23 protein-coding genes are annotated in these 25,340 nt (G+C 35.3%); 21 read left to right on the forward strand and 2 right to left on the reverse strand.

The genetic code is table 11. From position 1 onward, the window contains the following. Positions 1 to 26: 26 nt before the first annotated feature. The 14 genes from ELD05_RS03865 (at position 27) to fabZ (ending at position 16,844) form a co-directional block, all read left to right on the forward strand. Positions 27 to 875, forward strand: a complete 849-nt coding sequence (locus tag ELD05_RS03865; RefSeq protein ID WP_127351435.1) for a transketolase — start codon at positions 27 to 29, stop codon at positions 873 to 875. 1 nt (position 876) lies between these two features. Further along, a complete protein-coding gene (locus tag ELD05_RS03870; RefSeq protein ID WP_127351436.1) occupies positions 877 to 1,818 on the forward strand; it encodes a transketolase family protein in 942 nt (313 codons plus the stop codon). Between the two features lie 137 nt (positions 1,819 to 1,955). Then, positions 1,956 to 2,816, forward strand: a complete 861-nt coding sequence (locus ELD05_RS03875) for an AraC family transcriptional regulator (RefSeq protein WP_127351437.1) — start codon at positions 1,956 to 1,958, stop codon at positions 2,814 to 2,816. A gap of 250 nt (positions 2,817 to 3,066) precedes the next feature. Continuing rightward, positions 3,067 to 5,403, forward strand: coding sequence for an alpha-xylosidase (gene yicI, locus ELD05_RS03880; RefSeq protein ID WP_127351438.1), 2,337 nt, complete (start codon positions 3,067 to 3,069; stop codon positions 5,401 to 5,403). A 32-nt stretch (positions 5,404 to 5,435) separates the two neighbouring features. Then, positions 5,436 to 7,187, forward strand: coding sequence for a sensor histidine kinase (locus tag ELD05_RS03885; protein ID WP_127351439.1), 1,752 nt, complete (start codon positions 5,436 to 5,438; stop codon positions 7,185 to 7,187). Further along, entirely contained in the window at positions 7,144 to 8,748 is a 1,605-nt protein-coding gene (locus ELD05_RS03890) for a response regulator transcription factor (RefSeq protein WP_241243604.1), read from the forward strand. Before ELD05_RS03885 ends, ELD05_RS03890 begins: the two co-directional genes overlap by 44 nt. Before the next feature lie 169 nt (positions 8,749 to 8,917). Next, complete coding sequence (locus ELD05_RS03895) at positions 8,918 to 9,832, forward strand: ABC transporter permease (RefSeq protein ID WP_127351441.1); 915 nt, start codon at positions 8,918 to 8,920, stop codon at positions 9,830 to 9,832. A gap of 33 nt (positions 9,833 to 9,865) precedes the next feature. Then, entirely contained in the window at positions 9,866 to 10,756 is an 891-nt protein-coding gene (locus ELD05_RS03900; protein ID WP_127351442.1) for a carbohydrate ABC transporter permease, read from the forward strand. A 93-nt stretch (positions 10,757 to 10,849) separates the two neighbouring features. Continuing rightward, positions 10,850 to 12,547 (forward strand): ABC transporter substrate-binding protein, encoded by a 1,698-nt coding sequence (locus tag ELD05_RS03905; RefSeq protein ID WP_127351443.1) that lies wholly within the window; start codon positions 10,850 to 10,852, stop codon positions 12,545 to 12,547. A gap of 131 nt (positions 12,548 to 12,678) precedes the next feature. Further along, positions 12,679 to 13,329: an MgtC/SapB family protein gene (locus ELD05_RS03910; protein ID WP_127351444.1), complete on the forward strand. Its 651-nt coding sequence runs from the start codon at positions 12,679 to 12,681 to the stop codon at positions 13,327 to 13,329. Between the two features lie 65 nt (positions 13,330 to 13,394). Further along, positions 13,395 to 14,876, forward strand: a complete 1,482-nt coding sequence (locus tag ELD05_RS03915) for an aminotransferase class I/II-fold pyridoxal phosphate-dependent enzyme (RefSeq protein WP_127351445.1) — start codon at positions 13,395 to 13,397, stop codon at positions 14,874 to 14,876. Positions 14,877 to 14,933: 57 nt separating this feature from the next. After that, positions 14,934 to 15,326 (forward strand): Mini-ribonuclease 3, encoded by a 393-nt coding sequence (locus ELD05_RS03920; protein ID WP_206516910.1) that lies wholly within the window; start codon positions 14,934 to 14,936, stop codon positions 15,324 to 15,326. A 33-nt stretch (positions 15,327 to 15,359) separates the two neighbouring features. After that, positions 15,360 to 16,385: a DUF1646 family protein gene (locus ELD05_RS03925; RefSeq protein WP_127351447.1), complete on the forward strand. Its 1,026-nt coding sequence runs from the start codon at positions 15,360 to 15,362 to the stop codon at positions 16,383 to 16,385. A gap of 36 nt (positions 16,386 to 16,421) precedes the next feature. Then, positions 16,422 to 16,844, forward strand: coding sequence for a 3-hydroxyacyl-ACP dehydratase FabZ (fabZ, locus tag ELD05_RS03930; RefSeq protein ID WP_127351448.1), 423 nt, complete (start codon positions 16,422 to 16,424; stop codon positions 16,842 to 16,844). Here fabZ and ELD05_RS03935 read toward each other — a convergent pair. Further along, entirely contained in the window at positions 16,837 to 17,868 is a 1,032-nt protein-coding gene (locus ELD05_RS03935) for an ATP-binding protein (RefSeq protein ID WP_127352918.1), read from the reverse strand. The genes fabZ and ELD05_RS03935 overlap by 8 nt on opposite strands. Then, the gene (locus ELD05_RS03940; RefSeq protein WP_127351449.1) at positions 17,855 to 18,880 is read right to left on the reverse strand and encodes a DnaD domain protein; all 1,026 of its coding nucleotides are present in this window, start codon (positions 18,878 to 18,880) and stop codon (positions 17,855 to 17,857) included. The genes ELD05_RS03935 and ELD05_RS03940 overlap by 14 nt, the downstream gene beginning before the upstream one ends. Before the next feature lie 99 nt (positions 18,881 to 18,979). Here ELD05_RS03940 and thyX point away from each other — a divergent pair, with 99 nt between their 5' ends. The 7 genes from thyX to murI all read left to right on the forward strand — a co-directional run bounded on the left by thyX (position 18,980) and on the right by murI (position 25,324). Next, positions 18,980 to 19,768, forward strand: a complete 789-nt coding sequence (gene thyX, locus ELD05_RS03945; protein WP_127351450.1) for an FAD-dependent thymidylate synthase — start codon at positions 18,980 to 18,982, stop codon at positions 19,766 to 19,768. Next, positions 19,755 to 20,516 carry a 23S rRNA (guanosine(2251)-2'-O)-methyltransferase RlmB gene (rlmB, locus tag ELD05_RS03950; protein ID WP_127351451.1) on the forward strand — a complete coding sequence of 254 codons (762 nt, stop codon included), beginning with the start codon at positions 19,755 to 19,757 and terminating at the stop codon, positions 20,514 to 20,516. The genes thyX and rlmB overlap by 14 nt, the downstream gene beginning before the upstream one ends. After that, a complete protein-coding gene (locus tag ELD05_RS03955; protein WP_307720920.1) occupies positions 20,509 to 21,012 on the forward strand; it encodes an NYN domain-containing protein in 504 nt (167 codons plus the stop codon). The genes rlmB and ELD05_RS03955 overlap by 8 nt, the downstream gene beginning before the upstream one ends. A 98-nt stretch (positions 21,013 to 21,110) precedes the next feature. After that, the gene (locus ELD05_RS03960) at positions 21,111 to 21,743 is read left to right on the forward strand and encodes an RNA polymerase sporulation sigma factor SigH (protein ID WP_011916908.1); all 633 of its coding nucleotides are present in this window, start codon (positions 21,111 to 21,113) and stop codon (positions 21,741 to 21,743) included. Between the two features lie 166 nt (positions 21,744 to 21,909). Further along, positions 21,910 to 23,313, forward strand: a complete 1,404-nt coding sequence (locus tag ELD05_RS03965; protein WP_127351453.1) for a phosphoglucomutase/phosphomannomutase family protein — start codon at positions 21,910 to 21,912, stop codon at positions 23,311 to 23,313. A 107-nt stretch (positions 23,314 to 23,420) separates the two neighbouring features. Continuing rightward, a complete protein-coding gene (locus tag ELD05_RS03970) occupies positions 23,421 to 24,515 on the forward strand; it encodes a D-alanine--D-alanine ligase family protein (protein ID WP_127351454.1) in 1,095 nt (364 codons plus the stop codon). 5 nt (positions 24,516 to 24,520) lie between these two features. Beyond that, positions 24,521 to 25,324: a glutamate racemase gene (gene murI / locus ELD05_RS03975; protein WP_127351455.1), complete on the forward strand. Its 804-nt coding sequence runs from the start codon at positions 24,521 to 24,523 to the stop codon at positions 25,322 to 25,324. Positions 25,325 to 25,340 lie beyond the last annotated feature (16 nt).

Below are 25,340 nucleotides of genomic sequence, written 5' to 3' on the forward strand. Positions count from 1 at the left end.
TTCGTAAGGGAGGTTCAAGGTACAAGATGGACAAGGCAAAGGAGCTTGAGCTCAAAAAGATAGCAACTGAAATAAGAAAGAGCATAATTATTCAAACAGCTGAAGCTGGTTCTGGTCACCCTGGCGGTTCACTTTCTGGTGTTGAGATTTTGACATATCTTTACTTTGTTGAGATGAACATTGACCCGAAAAATCCAAAAGATCCAAAGAGAGACAGGTTTGTTCTTTCCAAAGGACATGCATCACCACTTTTGTATGCGGTTTTGGCTGAAAAGGGTTTCATAAGCAAGGAGGAGCTAAAAGGTTTTAGGCAGATTTATTCAAGTCTGCAGGGCCATCCCGATATGAAAAAGGTGCCCGGGGTGGAAATGTCAACAGGGTCATTAGGTCAGGGATTGTCTGTTGCAAATGGAATGGCACTGGCTGCAAAGCTTGACAAAAAGGATTATAGAGTATATGTTTTGCTCGGCGATGGCGAAATCCAAGAAGGACAAATTTGGGAAGCTGCAATGACAGCTGCACATTACAAACTTGACAATCTCACAGCATTTTTAGATCACAATGGCCTTCAGATTGATGGGAAAATCACAGAGGTTATGTCCCCCGAGCCTGTTGATGAAAAATTCAGGGCATTTGGCTGGCATGTTATAAAGATTGATGGACATGATTTTAACCAGATTGAAAAGGCTGTAAACGAAGCAAAGACAATAAAAGGGAAACCCACAATCATTATTGCTGAAACAGTAAAAGGCAAGGGTGTATCATTTATGGAAAATGAAGTAGGCTGGCATGGTACAGCTCCTAATAAAGAGCAGGCACAAAAAGCTTTAGAGGAGCTACAAAAGCAGTATGAAGCTTTGGAGGTGCAAGGATAAGATGGCAAAAATAGCAACAAGAGAAGCATATGGCCAAGCACTGGCTGAGTTTGGTGAAGTATACAAAGACATTGTTGTACTTGATGCAGACCTTTCAAAATCAACAAGGACAGAGATTTTCAAAAAGAAATTTCCTGACAGGTTTTTCAATATAGGAATTGCAGAGCAGGATCTTATGGCGACAGCAGCAGGACTTGCAACGTGTGGCAAGATTCCTTTTGCAAGCACATTTGCAGTCTTTGCCGCTGGAAGAGCTTATGACCAGGTGAGAAACTCCATTGGCTATCCACACCTAAATGTCAAGATTGGAGCATCACATGCAGGTGTATCAATTGGCGAAGATGGTGCATCTCATCAGATGCTTGAAGATATAGCATTGATGAGAGTAATTCCTGGGATGGTAGTGCTCTCTCCTTCTGATGCAGCATCCACGTATGAATGTGTAAGGCTTGCAATCGAGCATGAAGGCCCTGTTTATATTCGTTTGGGAAGACTTGGGGTTGAGGAGATTTACAAGAAAGGTGAACTAAAACTTGAGCTTGGGAAAGGTATTGTTCTGCAAAAAGGTACAGACGTTGGAATTTTGGCAACAGGGCTGATGGTCCATGAAGCTATAAAAGCTGCAAAGATGCTCCAGGATGAGGGAATTTCGGTATATCTTGTTGATATGCCATGCATAAAGCCAATTGATATTGATTTGATTTTAGATGTTGCAAAAATGACTGGCTGCATTGTCACAGCAGAAGAGCACAATATCTTGGGCGGTTTTGGAAGTGCTGTGTCTGAGGTTTTAATTCAAAATTATCCTATACCTGTTAAGATGGTTGGAGTAAATGATGAGTTTGGAAGGTCAGGAAAGCCTGAGGATGTTTTGAAATACTACAGGCTCACAGCAGAAGAGATTGTAAATAAAGCAAAAGAGGTTATGAAGATGAAAAAATAAAATATTATCAATGGATGAAATGCTGCCGCAAGTTTTAGATTGCGGCAGCTTTTTATTTTGTTGTGCTTGTGGTAAAATTTATTTAAGATTAATATATTGCTTTTATTGAAAACATACAAAAAAGTGGGGAAATTGTAATGGATGAAAGGTTGAGACTCAAAGAAAAGGTTCAGCATGGCAGTGCGGTGTTTCCTATAAATGTATATGAAAAAATATTTGTTCACGAAAACAATACTCTTCTACCTCATTGGCATGATGAATTTGAGATAGTCTATCTTGAAAAGGGAACGGCAAGTTTTAGAGTTGATGGCAAAGAATATTTTTTAGGACCAAAACAGTTTTTATTTGTCAACTGTGGGTCAATTCATGGTGGAAAAGCAGAGGATAATCCCGAACCTTATGCAATTGTATTTAATTTGAGCATGCTATTTTCCGAAGGTCCGGATATATGCAAAAGTAAGTATTTGCAGTCTGTTTCAGAAAGAAAACTACTTGTTCAAAATAGTTTTGAGGATGAACATACAAGAGAACTAATTTCGAACATAATCACAGTGTGGAAAGAAAAGCCAAAAGGTTATGAGCTTTTGGTTAAAGGCTATTTATTTGTTATATTTTATTATCTTTTTAATAAAAGATATGTGACAGCAAATTCTACTGACAGAGAGCTTGATTTAAAACTTGAAAAAATAAAGTCCGCGCTTGATTTCATCAATTCCAACTATTCATCTGATATAGATATTGACCTACTCGCAAAGCTTGCAAACCTGAGCAAATTCTATTTTTGTCGTCTTTTTAAGGAGATTACTCATCTTACACCAGTTGATTACATAAATAAGTTCAGGGTTGAAAAAGCAATTGAGCTTATTAAAAACACAAACATGAGTATTTCTGAAATTGCATTTGAAGTAGGATTTAATAATGTGAGCTATTTTATAAAAGTATTTAAAGAGTATGTGGGTGTTACTCCATTCAGATACAAAAAAAATATCTTGTGTTAATATAATTTTCATTTCACTTTTCCTACCAATAGTTGCATTTCTTTTGTAAAAGCAATCATTTTTATTGGATTAGTTTTTTGAGTATCGAAGTTCAAATTTTTTATATTGATTAGAGCAAAGTATTTATACTTTTTTGCAAAAAAGTATGAGAAGTAAAAAAAGGGATTTTGTATAATAAAACTTGATTGTTTTGGACCTCTTTTATAAATAAATAATCGTTTCAAACCAAGTAAGGGAGGAAATTTACAAAATGAAATTTACAGAGGGCCTTTGGCGTGTAAAAGATGGAGTTAAGTTGTATCATCCAGCCCATGTATATGACTACGAAATTTCGAAAGATTCAGTCATAGTTTTTGCCCCAGCTCACTTCATTACAAACAGAGGACAAACTCTGCAGGGTCCTGTTTTCACTATACGCTTTTCGTCACCTTTTAAAGATGTTATAAGAGTACAAATTTGGCACTACAAGGGTCAAAAAAGCAAAAAGCCTTATTTTGAATTTTATAAAGAAGAAGGATATTGTCCTTGCATAGAAGATTTTTCAGATAATATTGTAATAACAAGTGGAAAGCTCAGAGCTGTTATTAATAAAAAAGATGAATGGAAAGTAGAATATTACTATGAAGATAAATATCTCACAAAAAACGGTTATAAATATCTTGGTTATGCAATCATGGCTGATAATAATACTTACATGAGAGAACAGCTTTCTTTGAGTGTTGGCGAATGTGTTTATGGGCTGGGTGAGAGGTTTACCCCTTTTGTTAAAAACGGACAAGTGGTTGATATGTGGAACGAAGATGGTGGTACAATCTCTGAGCTTGCTTACAAAAACATTCCTTTTTACATCACAAACCGTGGTTATGGTGTTTTTGTGAATGATCCAGGGCGTGTATCATTTGAAGTTGCCACTGAGAATGTGGAAAGAGTCCAGTTTTCTGTGGAAGGTGAATATTTAGAGTATTTCATAATTGGTGGCAGCAGCATGAAAAATGTTTTAGAAAATTACACAAAGCTGACAGGAAGACCGCAGCTTCCTCCTGCATGGTCTTTTGGACTTTGGCTTACAACCTCATTTACTACAAACTATGATGAAAAAACAGTTACAAGCTTTATAGATGGAATGATTCAAAAAGATATTCCACTTCATGTATTTCATTTTGACTGTTTCTGGATGAAGGATATGCACTGGGTTGACTTTGAATGGGACAAGAGAGTTTTTCCAGATCCGAAAAATATGCTTGAAAGATTAAAAGAAAAGGGAGTTAAAATTTGTATTTGGATAAATCCTTACGTGTCTCAGTTTTCAAAACTTTTTGATGAGGGAAAAGAAAAAGGATATTTTTTGAAAAAACCAAATGGTGATGTATGGCAGACAGATGATTGGCAACCCGGCATGGCAATTGTTGATTTTACAAACCCCGAGGCGTGCAGGTGGTATTCAGATAAGCTCAAAGAGCTAATTGAAATGGGAGTTGACTGTTTTAAGACAGATTTTGGTGAAAGAATTCCAACAGATGTTGTTTATTTTGATGGTTCAGACCCTCAAAAGATGCACAATTACTACACCTATCTTTACAACAAGACAGTATATGAAACGCTTCAAGAAACGTTTGGCAAGGGAAATGCAGTTGTGTTTGCAAGGTCAGCGACAGCAGGAAGCCAGAAATTTCCTGTGCACTGGGGCGGAGACTGTTTAGCTTCATATGAGTCTATGGCAGAGACACTCAGGGGTGGCCTTTCACTTTCACTTTGCGGGTTTGGTTTTTGGAGTCATGACATAGGGGGGTTTGAGAGTACAGCAACACCAGATCTTTACAAAAGATGGGTAGCATTTGGACTTTTATCTTCTCACAGCAGACTTCATGGAAATTCTGCCTATAAAGTTCCATGGCTTTATGACGAAGAGGCGGTTGATGTACTTAGGTTCTTTACAAAATTAAAATGCAAACTTATGCCATACATCTTTTCAGCGGCTGTAGAGGCAGTAGAGAAAGGAATTCCAGTTTTGAGACCCATGGTATTAGAGTTTCCAGATGACCCAGCATGCGAGTACCTTGATAGACAGTATATGTTAGGAAGTAGCCTCTTAGTTGCTCCAATCTTCTCACCAGATGGCGAGGTTCAGTATTATGTTCCAGAAGGCGTGTGGACAAACATATTGACAGGTGAAAAGATTGTTGGTGGCAGGTGGAGAAAGGAAAAACATGATTATTTTAGCTTGCCGCTTTTGGCAAGGCCAAATTCTATAATTCCAATAGGAAGTTGTGACACAAAGTCTGATTATGACTATGCTCAAAATGTAACATTGAATGTATATGAATTGGAGGATGGGAAGACTGCTTCTGTGACTGTGAAGAATACAAATGGCGAGACAGAACTTGAGTTAGAAGTAATAAGAGAGAAAGATAATATCTCTATAAATGTATTAAAGGATACTCAAAAGCCTTGGAAGTTTATTTTCCATGGACTTAACTTAAAATCTCAATTTAATGCTTTAGTTAGTAAAAAAGAAGATGGATGTGAAGTAGTTTTAGAATCAGCAGACAAAAAAGCACTGTTGAGTGTTGAAAAAACAGAGTTATAATTAGAATTAAAGAAATCTAATGGGTGAGAAAAATGAAACTTTTTTTTACAAATTTAAAAATAAAGAAAAAGTTCATATTAGCCTTTGTGATTTCTGCTTTAATTCCCCAAACTATTTTGGGGATTATTCTTTTTTTAAACCTCAGAGCAATTGCTTTGGAAAATGCTATCAAAGACACAAGGAAAAATGTTGAGGATGTAAAAATCAAACTTATGGATATTGTACAGAATGCTGTTGATATTTCTAATAAATTATATCTTGATAAAAAACTTCTGAATATACTTTCAACAGAGTACGAAGATATATCCAAAATATACGATGATTATATTTCATATACAGAGCTTTCCAATCTCATGTCTATTTACAACAAAAATATTCATGCAATAAAAATTTATGCCTTTAATCCCACATTGCTTGATACAGGCGAAATTGTAAAGGTTGACGATTATACAAAAAATCAAGAATGGTTTAAAGAAGCCATAAAAGGCGATGGGAAGATTTTATGGGAGCTTGTGTTTGACAATAATCCATTTCGGCCGCAGTATTATTTTAGCTTGATAAGGCTTATAAAAAACTCTTATGGTGAAAGAATAGGTGTAATGGTAATTTACATAAAAAAAGAAAAGCTCGAGGAAGTGTTGTCATTGCACTTAAACACATTAGTTATTACCGACAAAGGAATAATTGTTGCTGCAAAAGACAAAGATCTTGTTGGTAAGAAACTGAATTTTAATTTTTCCTCTCAGGATGGCAAACTTATTGAGAATGTCAATATTGATGGTCAAAGAACAATGGCAATTTTAGGTACAATTAGTGCAAGTGAAAGCGGAAGTAGCTTTCTCAAAGTCATTTCCTTTTTCTCGAAGAAAGAGATATTTAAAAGGGTCAACAAAATAACTTTTATAACGTTTGTGCTTATACTTGTTAATTCTTTAGTATCACTTCTTCTTATGCTCTTATTCTCTAAACTGATAACTGACAGAATTGCAATCTTGAACAAAAAAGTGAATGAAATTTCGCATGGCAATTTGGATGCACAGATAAATATTTTAGGCAATGATGAGATTGGACAGCTCACAGAGAATATAAAAACAATGGCTAAAAATATCAAAAACCTGATTGACCAGGTGTATCTGGCAGAGGTACAAAAACAACAAATAATTGCTAAACAAAGAGAAATCCAGTTTGAGATGCTTTGTAGTCAAATAAATCCTCATTTTTTATTCAATACTCTTGAGGCTATCAGGATGAAGGCTTTTTGTACAGGTCAGTATGAAATAGCTCAAGTTGTTTATTTGCTGAGTAATTTGCTCAGGAAAAGTATAGAGATGACAATAGATTTAATAACTTTGGAAAAAGAAATTGAGATTGTTAAGGAATTTTTAGAGATTCAAAAGTTTCGATTTGGAAATAAGATAGATTACAAAATTGAAGTTCAAGATGACCTTCTTTCATCAAAAGTACTTCCGTTTATTATCCAACCACTTGTGGAAAATTCAATTAGGCATGGTATTGAACCAATGATAGGAAAAGGGACCATTGAAATTAAGGTATTTGAAAAAGATGGAACAATAAAGATAATTGTTACAGACAATGGTGCTGGAATGCCTAAGGAAAAGCTTGAGGAGGTCTTACAGTCGTTAGATAGCAAAGACAAAAGTCATGTGGGACTGAAAAATGTTTATCATAGACTAAAACTATTTTATGGGGAAGAGGCAAAAATTTTTATAAATAGTGAACTTGGGAAAGGCACGAGCGTGGAAATTCAAATTCCAAAGAGGTGAAGAGGTTTTGCTAAAGGCGATTTTGATTGACGATGAGCCTATCATATTAGAAGGTCTTCAAAAAATTATTGATTGGAAAGCCTTGGGATTTGAGATTGTTGCCACTGCTCAAGATGGGATAGAAGGATTAGAAAAGATAAAGAAATTTAAACCTGAAGTTGCTTTGGTTGATATTAGGATACCTGGAATAGATGGGCTTACGCTAATAAACAAGTTAAAAGAGGAAGGAGTGAATACCAAAATTATAATCCTTTCAGGGTATTCTGAATTTGAATATGCAAAAGAAGCAATTGAACTTGGTGTTGAAAGTTATTTGCTAAAGCCTGTTGACCCGTATTTACTCCAGCAGAAGTTAGAGAAAGTAAAACAAAAAATCAGTCAAGAAGTTGAAATGCAAAAAATAATGCGTACAACTCAAGAAATTGGTTTGGAAAAAGTAATAGAAAAGCTTTTGTTGGGGACATTTGATGACCATGAAATAGATTATGTCAGTAGTTTTTATGGACTTTCACTGCCATGGAAGAAATATCAGGTTGCAATAGTAACGTTTTGCGGCAGAGATAATCAAAAGGTTATAGAGAATAAGGTATTTCAATTAAAAAGAGAGGTAGATTTGTTTTTAAAAAGAAATTGTTGTGGATATTCTACAATTATTAATCATGATATATGTATTCTCTTCAAAGATTTTTGGTATCCATTCAATAGCAAAAGTATTAACATGTTAAAGGAAAACTTGGTAAGAGTAGTTGGTAATCAAGTGGTAATTTCAATTGGCAGTGAGGTAGATAACTACGCTCTTATCAAAGAGTCGCTTAATGAAGCAATTGAATTACTTGAAAAGCGGTTTTTGTTAGGATACAAAGGAATTATTTACATAGGAGAGTATCAGGAAAGCAAAGAAAGTAAGAAGGTCAAGTTTGATGATAAAGAGTATGCTGAAAAATTGGCAATGGCTATTGCACTAAATGGGTTTGATAGTATTAATCAGATAATTGAAGAGAAGAGTGAACAACTTTTATATAGCGATATGTCTGAAGAGGATATAAAGATAAATTTTTCAAACTTTTATATTGAGACATTATATAAATTATCACAAAATGAGTTGTACAAACCTCTTGTTGAAAAATATCTTAGCCAAGAGGTTTTAAAAAGTTTTTATATTCAGCCTACTTTGACAGAATTAAAAGGTTTGATAAAATTCTACTTTGTATCTCTTGCAGATGAGATTAATAAAGTTAACCCTGATAGCTTAAAACAAAAAATTGCTGACTTTATAGAGAAAAACTATTTTGCGGATATAAAATTAGATACAATTGCCAATGCTTTTGGATACAATAGCTCTTATTTTAGTAAACTCTTTAAAAAGATATTTGGAGAGAACTTCACTGTATATTTAGATAGAATACGAGTAGAAAAGGCAAAAGTCTTTTTAAAAGAAGGATGTAAGGTATCTGAAACGTGTAAAAAAGTTGGCTTTGAAGATGTTGATTATTTTTGTTCAAAATTCAAAAAATATGTAGGGCTTTCACCAAAGGAGTATAAAGAAAAACAAAAAAATTGATAAATATATCAGAAAAGAAGCTACAAAAATGGCTTCTTTTTTTGTTTTTTTAATGTCTAAACTGTAGGGTATAAGATGTCAAAAAAATAGGGTATTGTGATTTTATTTTTCTTTTTAAAATCATTTATGTCTGAACAGTGGGTTATAGAGTAAAGTTGGAGGTCTTAAAATGAACAGTGCAAAACTTTCAAAAAAACTGTGGCGGCAAAGATATCTAATTCTAATGATTTTTCCTTTTATCATATGGCTTATTATTTTTAGGTATGTCCCACTATGGGGTTGGATTATGGCCTTTCAAGATTATAAGCCTGGTAGACCTATTTGGAATCAAGAATGGGTTGGATTTAAATGGTTTGTTGAGATGTTTCAGGACCCTGACTTTTATAAAGCTATGAGAAATACATTAATAATGAGTTTTATGGGGTTGGTATTTGGCTTTCCACTACCGATAATCTTAGCTTTGCTTTTAAATGAAATAAAAAATATAGCATTTAAAAGAACGGTTCAGACAATCTCATATCTTCCACACTTTGTTTCGTGGGTTGTTGTGGCAAGTTTAGTAAGCGAAATTCTATCGCCAAGTGGTGTGATAAATCAAATTTTACAAAAGCTTCATCTCACAAACTACCCAATTATGTTCATGGCAGAACCTCGTTATTTTTGGTGGATAGTCACATTTTCTGATATTTGGAAAGAACTCGGATGGAACACAATTATATACTTGGCAGCAATCACTTCAATAAATCCTGAACTGTATGAAGCTGCAACAGTTGATGGTGCGGGAAGATTCAGAAAGATGATAAGCATAACTCTTCCGGGGATAATGCCGACAGTTATAGTTCTATTGATTTTGAGCATAGGAAACATAATAAACATAGGTTTCGAAAAGCAATTTCTTTTAAGAACTGCGGCAACAAGAGATGTTGCTGATGTCATCGACCTTTATATACTTACATATGGTATCGGCACAGGCAGATACTCATTTGGAACAGCTGCAGGTGTTTTCAAGTCAGTTGTGAGCTTGGTTCTACTTGTTTTTGCTAATTGGTTTTCTAAAAAGACAACTGGCTATCGCATGATGTAAAAAAGAAAGCTTGATTCAAGGGGGCATTTTAAAGTGAAAAAGAAAACAGCTGGGGATTTGGTCTTTGAAGTATTTAATTACACACTGATGGTAATTTTGGCTGTGGTCACCCTCTATCCTTTTTTACACGTTTTAGCTGTATCACTTAATGATCCTTATGATACAGTGAAAGGTGGAATTACGATATTTCCACGAAAGTTTACGTTGATAAATTATATAGAAACATTAAACTATCCTCAAATTCCGTGGGCTGTGTTGATAACTGTGCTGAGAACTGTTATTGGCACTGCAGTAGGTGTTTTGTCAACTGCTATGGTTGCTTATGTTATAAACAGGAAGGATTTTATTGCAAGAAAACCAGTTGCTATAATGTTTATTATTACTATGTATGTAGGTGGAGGCTTGATTCCTGATTACATGTTGGTAAGAGGGCTTGGACTTATGAATAACTTTTTGGTGTATATTCTTCCCGGTCTTATAAGTCCTTTTAATGTTATTGTTATAAAGTCGTATATGGAAGGGATTCCGCCCGATTTGGAAGAATCAGCAATGATAGATGGTGCAAATGACTTTTTGATATTTTGGAAAATAATTTTGCCACTTTGTGCTCCTGTTATTGCAACAATTAGTTTGTTTATTGCAGTTGGACATTGGAACTCTTGGTTTGATACATATCTCTATTGCTCAAGTGAACCAAAGCTTACCACCTTGCAGTATGAGCTTCAGAAGATTCTGTCTAATGCAACTGCATCTTCTCAAGTAGATTATTATAGTAATCTTGATCCTAACAGGACCATGAAAGTCACACCACATTCATTGAGAATGGCAATGACAATAATTGTAACGCTTCCCATATTGCTTGTGTATCCATTTATTCAGAGATATTTTATACATGGTATGACAATTGGTGCAGTAAAAAGCTAAATGTCAAAAAAGTTGTTAGAATTTTGGTTTTAAGCTGGTTACTCCAGCTTAAAATAAACTAAAAACATAAAAAAGGGGAGGTTTCGAAAAACTATGAGAATCTCAAAAAGATTTTTTGCAGTTATTTCGGTAGTTGTTATAATTAGCTTTGTCTTAGGTATTTGTTTAGTTGGTAATGCTGGGAGTTCAAAGCTTGTGAAGCCTCTCAAGCCAACACCCGAAGCAAAAAAGCCAATTACCCTCACTATGTACAGTGCTGAAACAAACCCAAATGATGATGGATTTAAGTCACCAGTTGCACAGAAGATAAAAGAACTTACAGGTGTTACATTAAAAATTGAGTATGCAATAGCTGCAGGTGCGGGACAACAAAAACTTCAACTTATGGCTGCAAGTGGTGATTATCCAGATCTGGTATATGCAAAAGGAGACTTGCAACTTCTTAAAAATGCTGGCGGTATTGTACAATTGGATAGTTTAATTGAAAAATACGGTCCTAATATCAAAAAAGCATATGGCAAAAACCTCAAGAGATTAAGATGGAGCCCACAAGATCCACACATTTACTGTTTGGGAATTACAACAGACAATGACGCAACTTTAGATGTTAATGGCGGTTTTATGATTCAGCACAGAGTAGTAATTGAACAAAATTACCCAAGAATAAGAACAATAAAAGACTTTGAAAATGCAATAGTCAAGTACTGGAAAAAACATCCTACTACAGATGGACTTCCAACAATTCCGCTCACACTTTCTGCTGATGACTGGCGAACTGTTATATCGGTTACAAATCCAGCTTTTCAGGCAACAGGCGCACCAGATGATGGAGAGTTTTATGTTGATCCAAAAACTTTGAAAGTAATAAGACATTATAAACGTCCAATTGAAAAAGAATATTTCAAATGGTTAAATCACTTATGGAACGCAGGAATCCTTGATAGAGAGACATTTGTCCAGAAAGACGACCAATATAAAGCTAAAATAGCATCTGGAAGAGTCCTTGCTTTAATTGATGCAGGCTGGGCGGTAGGTGAACCAATTACAGCTCTCAAAAAGGCAGGTAAATATGAATACACATACGGTTATTATCCTGTTACAGTTAATGAAAAAATAAAACAATGTCCACCTGATGTAAAAGTTGGATATACAGGCGGTTGGGGCATTGCTATAACAGTAAAGTGCAAAGATAAAGTAAGAGCAATCAAATTCCTTGACTGGATGTGCACAGAAGATGCTAATATCCTTAGACAGTGGGGTATTGAAGGTGTTCATCACACATATGTAAAGGGCAAGAGGGTATTTTTGCCAAAGATTGACCAGATGAGAAAAACAGATCCAACATTTTCTAAGAAGACTGGTATAGGTGCATATGTTTATCCATTCCCAAGACTGCCCAATACGTATATTGATTCGACAGGCAATCCAATTGCGCCTGACACAAGAAAAGAAGATATAAGAAAGAACTATAGTGATGTTGAGAAGAAAGTATTGTCAGCATATAAGGCAGAAATTTGGAAAGATTTGTTCCCAAAAGCTAATGAGTATCCTGAAAAGACATGGGGTTATTTATGGATGATATCCATTGACGATCCGAATATCAAGACTATTAACGATAAGATTTGGAATTATACACTATCAACAATTCCAAAGGTTGTTATGGCAAAAGAAAAGGATTTTGATAAGGTATGGAACGATTTTCTGGCTGGGTTTGAGAAACTTGGCAATAGCAAGGTTGAAGAGTATTACACAAAGAGAATCAAGCAAAATATTGAACTGTGGACAAAATAATTAAATTGATGTTATTTTAAAAATTGTGGATTGTGAAAGGGGCTGTCTGAAGATGGGGCAGCCCTTTTATTTTGTCATAATTTGTAGTATAAAATAATTAATATTCTCTTCTTAAATTGAGGGATTTGAGAATGTTAGAGGATGTACTAAAAATTATCTTTGCGATCTTAGCAGGTGGGCTTATTGGTATTGAGAGAGAAAATGTTCACAGACCGGCAGGTTTTAGAACTCATATTTTAGTCTGTGTGGGCTCTACTCTTGTGATGATGACATCACAGTATATTTTCAATGTATACTACAAGGGCCACGCAAACATAGATGTTGCGAGGCTTGGTGCTCAAGTTATCTCGGGTATTGGTTTTTTGGGTGCAGGGACAATTATAAAAGATGGTGCGACTGTAAAGGGTTTGACAACTGCTGCAACTTTGTGGGCTGTTGCGTGTATTGGTCTTGCAATTGGAATCGGGTATTACAAAGGAGCTTTTTTGGCAACTGCAGCAGTGTATCTTACTTTGATTCTATTAAAAAAGTTTGAAGTAAGATTTGTTTCAAAAGGAATTTTGAGGACAATTATTGTTGAGGGTCACAATCTAAGAAGTTCTATTCAAAAGATAGATTCAATTTTGACTTCACACTCAGTAACTATAAAGGATATTAAATTTATGCATGAAGAGTCTGAAAAAGTGTTTTATAAAGCTTTAGTTCTACCAGATAGCAATATAAACCAGCTTATTACGGATTTATATTTGGTTGAAGGTGTGAGCCGCGTAACTTTTGAATAAAAAATACTTTTAAAAAAATTGTAGTGTGGTATAATTATCATTCAGAAAATTAAAAAATATAATGGATGGAGGCAGGGCAGAATAAGGTGACAAAGGAGGACCAGAGCAAAACACCCCTTTTTGATGCTGTAAAAAGACACATTGAGAAAAACATCATCCCATTTCATGTGCCAGGTCACAAGTATGGCAGAGGATTGAAGGAGTTTACCGATTTTGTTGGACAGAACGTCATGCTAATGGACCTAAATGGTATGGAAGATTTGGACAATGCAAACAATCCGATTGGAGTTATCTACGAGGCTGAAAAGCTTTTTGCAAGTGCATTTGGTGCTCAATATGCATACTTTTTGGTAAACGGTACAACATCTGGTGTCCAGACAATGATAATGTCGGCATGCGAACCTGGGGATGAGATAATACTGCCTCGAAATGCGCACAAGAGCGCGTTTGGCGGAATAATCTTGAGCGGGGCAATTCCAGTGTATGTACAGCCAGAGGTAAATGAAGAGCTTGGGATTACAATGGGCGTGACAATTGAGAATGTGAAAAAAGCTATCTTAAAACATCCTCATGCAAAAGCTGTATTTGTTATTAATCCAACATACTATGGTATAGCGAGTGATTTAAAGTCTATAACTCGAACTGCACACAAATTTGGCATGGCAGTTTTAGTTGATGAGGCACATGGTGCTCATATGGGCTTTCACAACGATTTTCCACTGACTGCCATGGAAGTTGGTGCTGATATGAGTGCTGTGTCAACACACAAGACAGGTGGGTCACTTACTCAAAGTTCTGTACTTCTTTTGCGAGGTCACAGGATTCAACCAGAGACAGTAAAACAGGTTTTAAACCTGACAATGACAACAAGCTCGTCATACATTCTGATGTGTTCAATTGACGTTGCACGAAAACAGCTTGCTATGTATGGTGAAGAGATGTTAGAAGAGACTTTGAGACTTGCCAGAATGGCAAGGGAAGAGATAAACAAGATTGAAGGACTTTATGCATTTGGAAAAGAGCTGATTGGAACACCTGGCGTATATGATTTTGACGAAACAAAACTTGGAATCAACGTTCGAAGGCTTGGTATCACTGGTTATGAAGCAGAGAGAATCCTGAGAGATGAGTACAACATCCAGATAGAGATGTCTGACCTTTACAATATTTTGGCAATAATCTCGTTGGGTGACACACAAGAGAGTGTAGAAAAGCTAATTGAAGCACTTAGAGATATGGCAAAGAAGCTTGGTGTAAAAGATGTAAAGACTCCAACAATAGTGCTTCACTCACCACAGGTTATTGTTTCGCCACGTGATGCTTTTTATAGCTCAAAGAAGGTTGTTGAGCTTGACAATGCAGTCGGTGAGATTTCTGGCGAGATGGTCATGGCGTATCCACCTGGAATACCACTTATTTTGCCTGGTGAGAGAATAACAAAAGACCTTGTTGACTATATTAAACTCCTGAAAGAAGAGGACTGTCAGCTTCAAGGTACTGCTGACCCGTATGTCAATACAATTAGAGTTTTAGGTACCGCTGATTGAGAAAAGTCAAGTGAGTAAGTGACTTTTAAAATTCATTCAAGAGAGAGTGTTGATAAATTGCTTAGTCCTTTAGTATATGCTTATATCGGTGATGCAGTGTATGAATTATATGTAAGAAATAAAGTGATATCCGAAAATCCTGATTTGACTCCTTATCATTATTATTTGAAAACTACTAAGTATGTAAGAGCTTCAAGTCAAGCAATAGCCATAAAAAAGTTGTATGAAATGCTTGATGAAAGTGAAAAGAGAATTGTGAAAAGAGGTAGAAACGCAAAGAGTAAAACTGTTCCTAAGAATGCAAAGTTAAGTGATTATAAATATGCTACGGCACTTGAAACATTGATTGGTTATTTGTATTTAGAAAACAATACTGAAAGATTAGAGTATATTCTTTCTCAAGTATATGAAATAATAACACAAGAGCAACAAATAGGAGAAAATAACTAATTTTGCTATTAGTCTTGGAGGAGTTGATAAAAAATGATCGGCGGGTTAATAGTTCTGCTTTTGATTATTTTATTTTTGCCTTTTTTTGTTAAGGCAGTAGAACATAATTTAGAGTATTTTTTGTTCATAATGGGTATTATAGGTGTTATTATTTCAAAGCAAATGAGCTTAGATTTATTTGAACATATTCTTAAAAATCATTTGCTTTATTATATAACTTTTGCTGTTTTAATAGCGGGGATGTTGTTTTTCTTCTTTAGAAATAGAATAAACACAATGATAGAATTACTAACTCATAGAATTTCAATCCAGTTTTTTGTGTTTGTTGTAATTGTTATTTTGGGATTAAGTTCAAGTTTTATTACTGCCATAATTGCGTCACTTTTATTAACCGAAATAATGCATCACATGCCACTTGACAGAAACACCAAGGTAAAGGCTATTGTATTGGCGTGCTTTGCAATTGGATTTGGAGCGGCATTGACACCAGTTGGTGAACCATTAGCAACAATTACTATTTCAAAGCTTAAAGCAGACTTTTTCTATTTAGCAAGAGCAGTTGGGTTAGAAATTTTTATCACAATACTGTTAATGGCTTTTTTAGCAGCTCTTGTTGTTAAAAAGGCAAGTAAAGTAGATAAAGATGAATTTACTGAAAGTGCAGAGAGCATTAAAGATGTGTTTTTAAGGGCTTTTAAGGTTTTTGTATTCGTATTTGCACTTGAACTGTTAGGGACTGCTTTTAAACCCTTGATAGATTTGTACATTATAAAGTTAGATGCCCAAATTCTTTACTGGGTAAACATGATTTCTGCTATAGTTGATAATGCTACCCTGGCAGCTGCAGAGATTTCAAGAGAAATGACAGATGAACAGGTCCGAGCAATTATTCTTGGAATGATTATAAGTGGAGGAATGTTAATTCCTGGAAATATACCAAATATAATCTCTGCAGGAAAGTTCAAAATTAAAAGTAAAGAGTGGGCAAGGATTGGAGTTCCGATAGGTTTGATTTTGATGGCTGTATATTTTGTTTTGGTGTTTATAATTAAACTGTAAAAAATTTCAAAAACTTATGAAGGGAAGATGTGGCTAATGTACGATGTTACCGGCATATTGCAGATTTTACCACACAGGTACCCATTTTTGCTTGTTGACAGAATAATTGAGATAGAAGAGGGAAAAAAGGCAAAAGGCATTAAAAATGTGACAATAAATGAGCCATTTTTCCAAGGACACTTTCCGGGGAACCCTGTTATGCCAGGTGTTTTAATTGTTGAGGCAATGGCACAGGTTGGAGCTGTTGCTATACTCTCAAAAGAAGAGTTTAAGGGCAAAACACCATTTTTTGCAGGAATTGACAAGGTAAGATTTAAAAAAGTTGTAAGACCGGGGGATGTGCTTTTGATTGAAACAGAACTGATTTCCCTAAAAGGGTATATTGGAAAGGCAAAGGCAACTGCTTATGTTGAAGATGAAATTGTCTGTGAAGGAGAGCTACTTTTTGCAATTAAGTAGCTCTCCTTTCTAATTGGCTTTTTGCTTTTAACACTCTTATATCGTCACCAAAAAAGTGCAAAAACATGAAATACTCATGAAGTCTTCCCATTGTTTTGTCTGAATAGAGCTTTAACAAACCGTCAATATTATAGTTTGTTGTAATAACCGTCTTTTTATTTGTCATGTAGCGTTTATCCAAAAGGCTTTGGAATACACCATGACAAAACTCTGGGCTTTTTCCCTCATTCCCAAGGTCGTCTATAATCAAAAGGTCTACCTCTTCAAGACTTTTGTACTCTTCATCATCTACCTCATCGTATAGCCTTACCATTTTGGAATATTTTTCTTTTAGAATCTCGAAAAATGCAATGCTGTCAAGAAATATTACAGTTTTTTTCTTGTCAATAATCTCTTTGGCAATACAGTGGGCTAAAAAGGTCTTTCCAAGCCCAGTACTACCGTAAAAAAGTAGTCCTTTTTGAGAGGATTTGTCAAAGTTTTTTACAAATTTTTTTACTTCTTTTATGATGTTTAACATATTTTCATAAGGTGATATACCTTCCTGAGGGTCTATCTCTTTTGAATAATACTCTAAGTTAAAATTTTTAAAGTTATGCTCTTTTAGAATATCTTTTAACTTGCTTTGTTCATACAAAATCTCTATAAAAAGCTGTGTTCTACATCTGCAAACTTCAATCCCGTTTTCACTTACAATAAAACCAGTGTCATGGCATGCCTGGCATGTGTACTCAGGCTCTAAATAATTACTTCCAAGTCCAAGCTCAATCAAAAGTTTTGTCCGCTTCTGAAGTAAGCTATCAAGTATCTTTGAGTACTTTTCTATCTCAGCTTGGTTTTGAGAAAGAGAGGCTTGTGAAAGTTTTAGGCCTGCCTTTGTTATCTTTTCACTTAATATAGCAAAATCTTTTGACTTGGAAGAAAGCTGAGCAATTTTTCTTTCTCTTGCAATTTCAGCATTTTGACGCCGTTGCTGATATATCTTGTTTATCATCTCAATTATCTTCTTTTTATTCGTCATCATTGTCATCTCTATTACCTCTCAACGCCTTTTTATAAAGTTCTTCAAGAGCTGTATATGTAGATGGATCTCTTTCCTCGTATAAAGCTTTCTTAGAACTTGACTGTTTTTTATTCTTCTCCCTCTTTTGTGCATTTTCAAGCTCAAACTTTTTGATTGACTCTAAACTTCTTAGCCCTGCTTCATACCATCGCTTTATTATACCATTTACATAGTTTACAGTTGGGTTGTTGACATTTTTTGTAAGAGTTAGAGCATACATTATGACCTCTTCAGGCATCTTCCAATCGTTTATCCAAACGTTCATAATCTCATCTTCAACCTTAGTTGGAGCTCTGTTATATATTCCAAGGTTTTGAAGCACAAGCCTCTTTATCTTGCTTGTGTCCTCTTGTGATCTTATGTACTCCTCAGCCTTTTCGATACTATCTATATTCAGCTCTTTCCATTTAATTGCCATTTGTTCAAGGTATTTAAGATTCTTATTATTCTTATTGATTGTCACATAGTTGATGAGAAGATATATTACCTCAATAGGGAGCTTTAACCAATCATAAATCTCAAGGAGCACGTCTATATCGTTTTTATTGAAAGTTCTGCAGTATTGCTTTTGAGCAAATTCAAGAAGTCCCCTAAATTTTTCGTCTGTTTCGTAAAATCTTGATAAGTCCTCAGTTGTGTATATAGGGGGTGTAGGTGCATTTTCAACCTTTTCAAACTCAAGCTTTTCGTCCAAAAAATCAATTGTTATATTTCCATCTGCATCTTTTGTAAGCTTTATCAGTCTTCTTTCTGACCAAAATTCAAGAGCTTTGATTACATCACTTTCAAGAAGGTTTAAGTCTTGTGCTATCTTGTTTATCTCAATAGTTTCCACTTTGTTTTGAAGCAAGAACTTTAGGTATATGTATACCTTCACGAACTCCCCGTCAGAAAAAGGCATATGGTTTTTGATAAAGTCATAAGTGATTACAACAAAGTTTTGGACCTTTTGTTGAATAAAGACCTTTAGCATATATAAAAATGCCCCCTTTTTGTGATAAAATAATTTTATCACAAAATCATCTTTATTTTTATACCAACAAAAGTTAATAAAAGAAGATGGAGGATAAAAATGAGCTTTAAGGTTGTTCTTTTGTCGCATACACCCGACCCAGAAAAGGTTGTAGCAACAGCTGCAAAGCTTTGTTACTCAAATACATCAGTTGAAAATATTTATGATAAGCTCGATAGCGAAGCAGTTAAAAACTTTTTAAATTTCTTAGTTGATGTTGGTCATGAATCTCCGCTTGAGCATGTGAGCTTTACGTTTGGGATTGAGGGTGTTAGCAGGAGCTTTACACACCAGCTTGTCAGGCACAGGCTTGCTTCATATTCTCAGCAGTCCCAAAGGTATGTAAGGCTTGATGGGTTTGACTATGTAATCCCGCCAAGTATAGAAGAAGACCAAGAGCTTAAAAATATATTCATAGACACAATGAATGAGATTGCAAAAACCTATAGACTTTTGACAGAAAAGTTGCAGGAAAAACACAAGGAAGTTCTTGTTAGCAAAGGTTTGAGTGAAAAAGAGGCTTTGAAGAAGGCCGAGAAGATGGCAATAGAAGATGCAAGGTATGTTCTTCCGAATGCGTGTGAGACAAAGATAATCATGACAATGAACGCAAGAGAACTTTTACATTTTTTTAATGAGCGATGTTGTAACAGAGCTCAGTGGGAGATAAGAAGCGTTGCTGATAAAATTTTGGAGATAGTAAAAGGTATTGCGCCAAATTTATTCAAATTTGCAGGCCCTAAATGTATAAAGCTTGGCTATTGTCCAGAAGGCAAATTTTCTTGTGGGGAGTATGACAGGGTCAGGCAAAAATACCTTGGAAAGAGGGAAAAAGATGAGGACAATTGAAGGCAAAAATCCAGTGAAAGAGGCACTAAATAGCAGCACTCAAATAACAGAGGTATATATATCAAATACTGCAAAGGATAAGAGCATATCTGAGATTATAAACCTTTGCAAACAAAAAGGTGTTGTTGTGAAGTTTGTTGATAAAAGCAAGATTGACAAGATGTCAAAGACGAAAAATCCACAGGGAGTAATTGCTATTGCTCAGGAATATAAGTACTGGGATATAGATGACCTTTTGCTTGAAGCAGCAAATAAAGGCGAAAAGCCTTTTTTAGTGTTATTAGACGAGATTACTGACCCACACAATTTTGGCTCAATTATAAGGTCTGCACATTTGTGTGGTGCACATGGTATTATCATTGAGGCAAGAAACTCATGCCCAATTACTCCAACTGTTGAAAAAGCTTCAGCTGGTGCAATTGAACACATTAAGGTAGCAAGAGTTGTTAACTTAAGAAGAACAATAGATGAGCTTAAGCAAAAGGGTATTTGGGTGTACGCAGCAGACAACAATGCCACAAAGCTTTTGTATGATTGTGATTTTAAGATTCCAATGTGTATTGTGATTGGCTCTGAAGGTAAAGGAGTTTCGAGGCTTGTAAAAGAAGGAGCTGATTTTTTAGTTAAAATTCCTCAGAAAGGCAAAGTCAATTCTTACAATGCTTCTGTTGCAGCAGGGATTATATTCTTTGAGGTTTTAAAACAAAGAATCGAAGAAGGAGAAAGAAAAGGTGCACTTGATGGTTGACGGCTACAACTTTATAAACGCTTGGAGCAAGTTAAAAGAGATTGCTAAAGATGATTTAGAAGTAGCACGAAAAAAACTTATAGATATTTTGGCTGACTTTTCGGGGTATAAAGGGTATAGAATAACAGTTGTTTTTGACTCACATTTGGTAAGAGGTGCTCAGCGGAGAAAAGAAGTTATAAATGACATAGAAGTGGTATTTACTAAAGAAGGTGAAACAGCTGATAACTACATAGAAAAGTATGTTTATGAAAATGCAAAGTATGAATCAATAGCAGTTGTGACATCTGATTACTTAGAACAGCTTATGATTTTAGGGAATGGAGCTGTTAGAATGCCTCCAAGAGAGCTTATATATGAGATTGAGAATTACAAAAAGGAGCTTGAGAAGAAGACGAATGAAAAGATAAGGAGAAAAGACAGACTTGAAGATACGCTTGATAGTAGCATTCTTGAAAAGTTAGAGAAATTCAAAAAAAGATTAGACCAAGCTTGATACACCTTTGGTGATAATATATAATTATGATGTGGGAAGATATCTTGCGTGTGAACATATGACAAAAAAGGCTTAAAAAATTAAGGAGGCATTTTGCCTTGACATCACAAAAACAACTTTTAAATTTCAAAGAGTGTACAGATGAAGAACTTGTAAAGTATTCGCGCGAGGGTATCAAAGAGGCTACAGAAGAGCTTTTAAATAGGTATCAAAACCTTGTAAAGGCAAAGTGTAGAATGTACTTTTTAATTGGTGCTGAAAAGGATGACATTTATCAAGAAGGCATGATAGGGCTTTTTAAAGCTGTACGTGATTTTGATGAGACCAAGTATCCTGCCTTTAAGTTATTTGCAGAGCTCTGTATAACAAGGCAGGTGATAACTGCAATAAAGACAGCAAGTAGGCAAAAGCATATACCTCTTAACACGTACATATCACTGAACAAACCCGTTTATGAAGAGAATGACGAGAGGACTTTGCTTGACACAATTGCTAACTCTTTTATCTCTGATCCGGAAGAGGTTATGATTACAAAGGAGGAGTTTGAAAACGCCTTAAATGTCATCACAGGGTGTCTAAGTCCATTTGAGTACAAGGTTCTAAACCTATACCTTGAAGGAAGGAGCTATCAAGAAATTGCTGAGATGATTCACAAAGATGTGAAATCAATTGACAATGCTCTGCAACGTGTAAAAAAGAAGATTGAAAAGTATTTAAATACTTCTGAATAAGAGATGTAAACTTTGAAAAGGACAAAAAAAGAGAGTTTTAGGAAGATGGCTGCAGCAAAGTTGGGAGATAGGCTTGCGCAGGCCATCTTTTTTGTTTGTTGTAAAAATTTTAAACTATATTATAATATAGTTGTCCAATTTTTTTAAAAAGGGGGCCAAAATGAAAATGAAAAAAATAACCTTTGGAACAGATGGTTGGCGAGGGATTATGGCAGACGACTTTACCTTTGACAACGTGAAAATTGTTGTTCAAGCCATTTCGGATTATGTCCTGGAAACTTACGAAAATCCGAAAATAATCATTGGTTATGACTATAGATTTCACTCAGAAAACTTTGCAAAAATTTGTGCTGATATTTTGAGTGCAAATGCTATCCATGTACTTTTTTCAAATAATCCGATTCCAACGCCCGCTGTTGCACATGCAGTTGTGAAAAAAGGAGCAAGCGGTGCAATTATGATAACAGCAAGCCACAATCCATATTATTACAATGGAATAAAGTTTATACCTCATTATGGTGGTCCAGCGAATACACAAATTACTGATAAGATAATAAAAAATGTTGAGAGACTTCAAAAGGAAGGTCTAAAAGACATAAATCCTGACAAAGATCTCATCGAGTACTTTGACTACAAAGAAGAGTATTTGAATGACATATTAAATCTGATAGACAAAAAAGCGTTTGAGGACAAAAAACTAAAAGTGCTTGTAAATCCCATGTATGGTTGTGGGATAGGGTATATTGACGAGGCGCTAAGAAGGCTTGGGTGTGAGGTAAAGGTTATAAACAACTGGCGTGACCCACTTTTTGGTGGTCATTTGCCAGAGCCAAATTTAGAGAATATGAAGGATTTGCTTGAGATTATAAAGACAGAGGAGTTTGATTTAGGGCTTGCAACAGATGGTGATGCTGACAGGTTTGGTGTTGTAAACCCTGACGGTCAGTTTATTTCAGCAAATGAAGTGATATTTATGTTAACAGATTATTTAATTAACACAAGAGGCAAGGCTTCGTCTGTTGCCAGAACTGTTGCAACAACATCTATGATTGACAAGATTGCTCAAAAACATGGTATGAGATGCATTGAAACACCAGTTGGGTTTAAGTACATTGCAGAGTGTCTAATGAAAGAGGATGCTTTAATTGGTGGTGAGGAATCAGGTGGACTTTCTATAAAAGGGCATGTACCAGAAAAGGATGGGATTTTAGCTGACCTTTTGGTGGCAGAGGCGGTTGCAAAACTTCAAAAATCTCCAAGAGAGATTTTAGATAGAATTGAATCTGAGTATGGAAAGCTATATAATAAAAGAATTGATGTTAGAACCACACATAGCAAAAAACAAGAAGCATTGGAAAGAGTAAAAAATTTTGGAAAAGACAGTATAGCCGGACTTAAATGTTTAGAGTACAGGACAAGAGATGGACTAAAGGTTATTTTAGAGGACGAGTCATGGTTTCTGGTAAGAGCCTCTGGTACAGAGGATTTGATTAGAATATATGCAGAAAGCAAGGATGCAAAGACTCTTGAAAATATACTTTCTGAGGTAAAAGAATATCTGGGTTTGTAGTTTTTTATACAGGATTGCTTATTGCTTAAGTGTAATAAAATTGAAGAATCTATGAATATGAATATTATAAATTTGCAAAAAGCACATTTGTGGAGGTAATTCGTAAGATGACCAAATTAAAGGTTGCAGTTTTGTTCGGTGGAGTTTCAACAGAGCATGAAGTTTCGATAATCTCTGCAAAATCGGTTATGCAAAACCTTGACAAGGAAAAATATGAGATAATACCAATTGGTATTACAAAAGAAGGAAAATGGCTTTTGTACACAGGTAAGATAGAAGATTTAGACAGCAAATGGACAATGTATTCAATTGAATGTTTTATCTCACCAGACAGGACTAAAAAAGCGCTTGTGAAGATAAAAGATAGTGAAGCTACCTTTATTGACATTGACGTTGTATTTCCTGTATTGCATGGATTAAATGGTGAGGATGGTACTGTACAAGGCCTTTTAGAACTCTCTGGTATTCCATATGTTGGGTGTGGAGTGTTGTCATCAGCGCTCTGCATGGACAAAGCTTTTGCCAAGAAACTTGCTCTTTTAGAGGGGATTCCACAGGGCCATTTTTTAGTGATTTACAAAGATGAGTATCTTTCCAAAAAGGAGTATTTCATCAGACGGATTGAAAGTGAGTTTTCGTATCCTGTATTTGTAAAGCCTGCAAATTCGGGCTCCTCAGTTGGGATTTCAAAGGCAAAAGACAAAGACGAGCTGATTTTGGCAATCCACGAAGCATTTTTGTATGATACCAAGATTTTGATCGAAGAGGCTATAAATGCACGTGAGATTGAGTGTGCAGTGCTTGGCAATAGCGAAATTTTTGTGTCAGCCTTGGGAGAGATAGTGCCTTCGAGGGAGTTTTATTCATATGAAGCAAAGTATATAGATGGCTCATCAGAATTAATCATTCCTGCAAAACTTGAAAAGCAGGTAGAGGATGAGATTAAGGAGCTTGCTATTAAGATTTACAAGCTTTTTGAGTGTAGTGGTATGGCAAGAATAGACTTTTTTGTTGACAAAGATACTAACAAGGTGTATTTCAATGAAGTAAATACAATCCCTGGCTTTACAAGTATTTCTATGTATCCAAAACTGATGGAGTACAGCGGTATACCATATCCTCAGCTTCTTGACAGACTCATACAACTTGCAATTGAAAAGAACCAACAAAAACAAAGCATAAAATATAGCAAAGAGGGTTAAAGCCTATGGATACAAGACCAATTGGGATATTTGACTCAGGCCTTGGCGGGCTTACAGTATTTAAAGAGATTGTAAATCTCATGCCAAATGAGAGCATTGTATATTTTGGTGATACGGCAAGGATCCCTTATGGGTCTAAGTCCAAAGAGACAGTGACAAAGTTTGCAATGCAAAATACAAGGTTTTTACTTTCAAAAAATGTCAAGATTGTAGTTGTTGCTTGCAATACAGCCTCTGCTTATGCATATGAGTTTTTAAAAAGCCAATTTGATATTCCTATAATTGCTGTTATTGAGCCAGGGGCAAGAGCTGCAGTTATGGCAACAAGGAATAAAAAGGTTGGTGTAATTGGAACAGAGGGGACAATTGCAAGCGGTTCTTTTGAGAAAAAGATTTTAGAGTACGACCCTAATATAAGTGTGTTTTCAAAGCCCTGTCCTCTATTTGTGCCGCTTGTTGAGGAAGGATGGATTGACAAAGAGGTAACATACCTTGTTGCAAAAGAATATCTAGAAGAGTTCAAAGAAAAGGGAATAGATACCCTTGTTTTAGGGTGTACACACTATCCATTTTTACAAAATGTCATAAAGAAGATTTTACCAGAGGTAACTTTGATAAACCCTGCGCTTGAGACAGCAAAACAAACATATGATGTACTAAAACAAAATGATATGTTAAATACCTTAGATGACGAGCCAACATATTATTTTTATGCAAGTGACAATTTAAAAAAGTTCGAAGCAGTTGCTTCAATATTCTTAAATGAAAAGATAAAATGTGAAGAAAAGATTGATATAGAAAAATATTAAAACCAATGGTTTTTGG

It is taken from the genome of Caldicellulosiruptor changbaiensis, assembly GCF_003999255.1.
GTDB classification, from domain to species: domain Bacteria; phylum Bacillota; class Thermoanaerobacteria; order Caldicellulosiruptorales; family Caldicellulosiruptoraceae; genus Caldicellulosiruptor; species Caldicellulosiruptor changbaiensis.

Excerpts from the sequence above, each read along its gene's own strand:
- ELD05_RS03935 (WP_127352918.1), bottom strand. The coding sequence starts at position 17,868 with ATGATGACGAATAAAAAGAAGATAATTGAGATGATAAACAAGATATAT.
- ELD05_RS03885 (WP_127351439.1), top strand. The coding sequence starts at position 5,436 with ATGAAACTTTTTTTTACAAATTTAAAAATAAAGAAAAAGTTCATATTA.
- ELD05_RS03895 (WP_127351441.1), top strand. The coding sequence starts at position 8,918 with ATGAACAGTGCAAAACTTTCAAAAAAACTGTGGCGGCAAAGATATCTA.
- ELD05_RS03915 (WP_127351445.1), top strand. The coding sequence starts at position 13,395 with ATGGAGGCAGGGCAGAATAAGGTGACAAAGGAGGACCAGAGCAAAACA.
- rlmB (WP_127351451.1), top strand. The coding sequence starts at position 19,755 with ATGAGGACAATTGAAGGCAAAAATCCAGTGAAAGAGGCACTAAATAGC.
- ELD05_RS03910 (WP_127351444.1), top strand. The coding sequence starts at position 12,679 with ATGTTAGAGGATGTACTAAAAATTATCTTTGCGATCTTAGCAGGTGGG.
- ELD05_RS03870 (WP_127351436.1), top strand. The coding sequence starts at position 877 with ATGGCAAAAATAGCAACAAGAGAAGCATATGGCCAAGCACTGGCTGAG.
- ELD05_RS03940 (WP_127351449.1), bottom strand. The coding sequence starts at position 18,880 with ATGCTAAAGGTCTTTATTCAACAAAAGGTCCAAAACTTTGTTGTAATC.
- ELD05_RS03965 (WP_127351453.1), top strand. The coding sequence starts at position 21,910 with ATGAAAAAAATAACCTTTGGAACAGATGGTTGGCGAGGGATTATGGCA.
- murI (WP_127351455.1), top strand. The coding sequence starts at position 24,521 with ATGGATACAAGACCAATTGGGATATTTGACTCAGGCCTTGGCGGGCTT.
- yicI (WP_127351438.1), top strand. The coding sequence starts at position 3,067 with ATGAAATTTACAGAGGGCCTTTGGCGTGTAAAAGATGGAGTTAAGTTG.
- ELD05_RS03905 (WP_127351443.1), top strand. The coding sequence starts at position 10,850 with ATGAGAATCTCAAAAAGATTTTTTGCAGTTATTTCGGTAGTTGTTATA.
- ELD05_RS03955 (WP_307720920.1), top strand. The coding sequence starts at position 20,509 with ATGGTTGACGGCTACAACTTTATAAACGCTTGGAGCAAGTTAAAAGAG.
- ELD05_RS03925 (WP_127351447.1), top strand. The coding sequence starts at position 15,360 with ATGATCGGCGGGTTAATAGTTCTGCTTTTGATTATTTTATTTTTGCCT.
- ELD05_RS03970 (WP_127351454.1), top strand. The coding sequence starts at position 23,421 with ATGACCAAATTAAAGGTTGCAGTTTTGTTCGGTGGAGTTTCAACAGAG.
- fabZ (WP_127351448.1), top strand. The coding sequence starts at position 16,422 with ATGTACGATGTTACCGGCATATTGCAGATTTTACCACACAGGTACCCA.
- ELD05_RS03865 (WP_127351435.1), top strand. The coding sequence starts at position 27 with ATGGACAAGGCAAAGGAGCTTGAGCTCAAAAAGATAGCAACTGAAATA.
- ELD05_RS03875 (WP_127351437.1), top strand. The coding sequence starts at position 1,956 with ATGGATGAAAGGTTGAGACTCAAAGAAAAGGTTCAGCATGGCAGTGCG.
- thyX (WP_127351450.1), top strand. The coding sequence starts at position 18,980 with ATGAGCTTTAAGGTTGTTCTTTTGTCGCATACACCCGACCCAGAAAAG.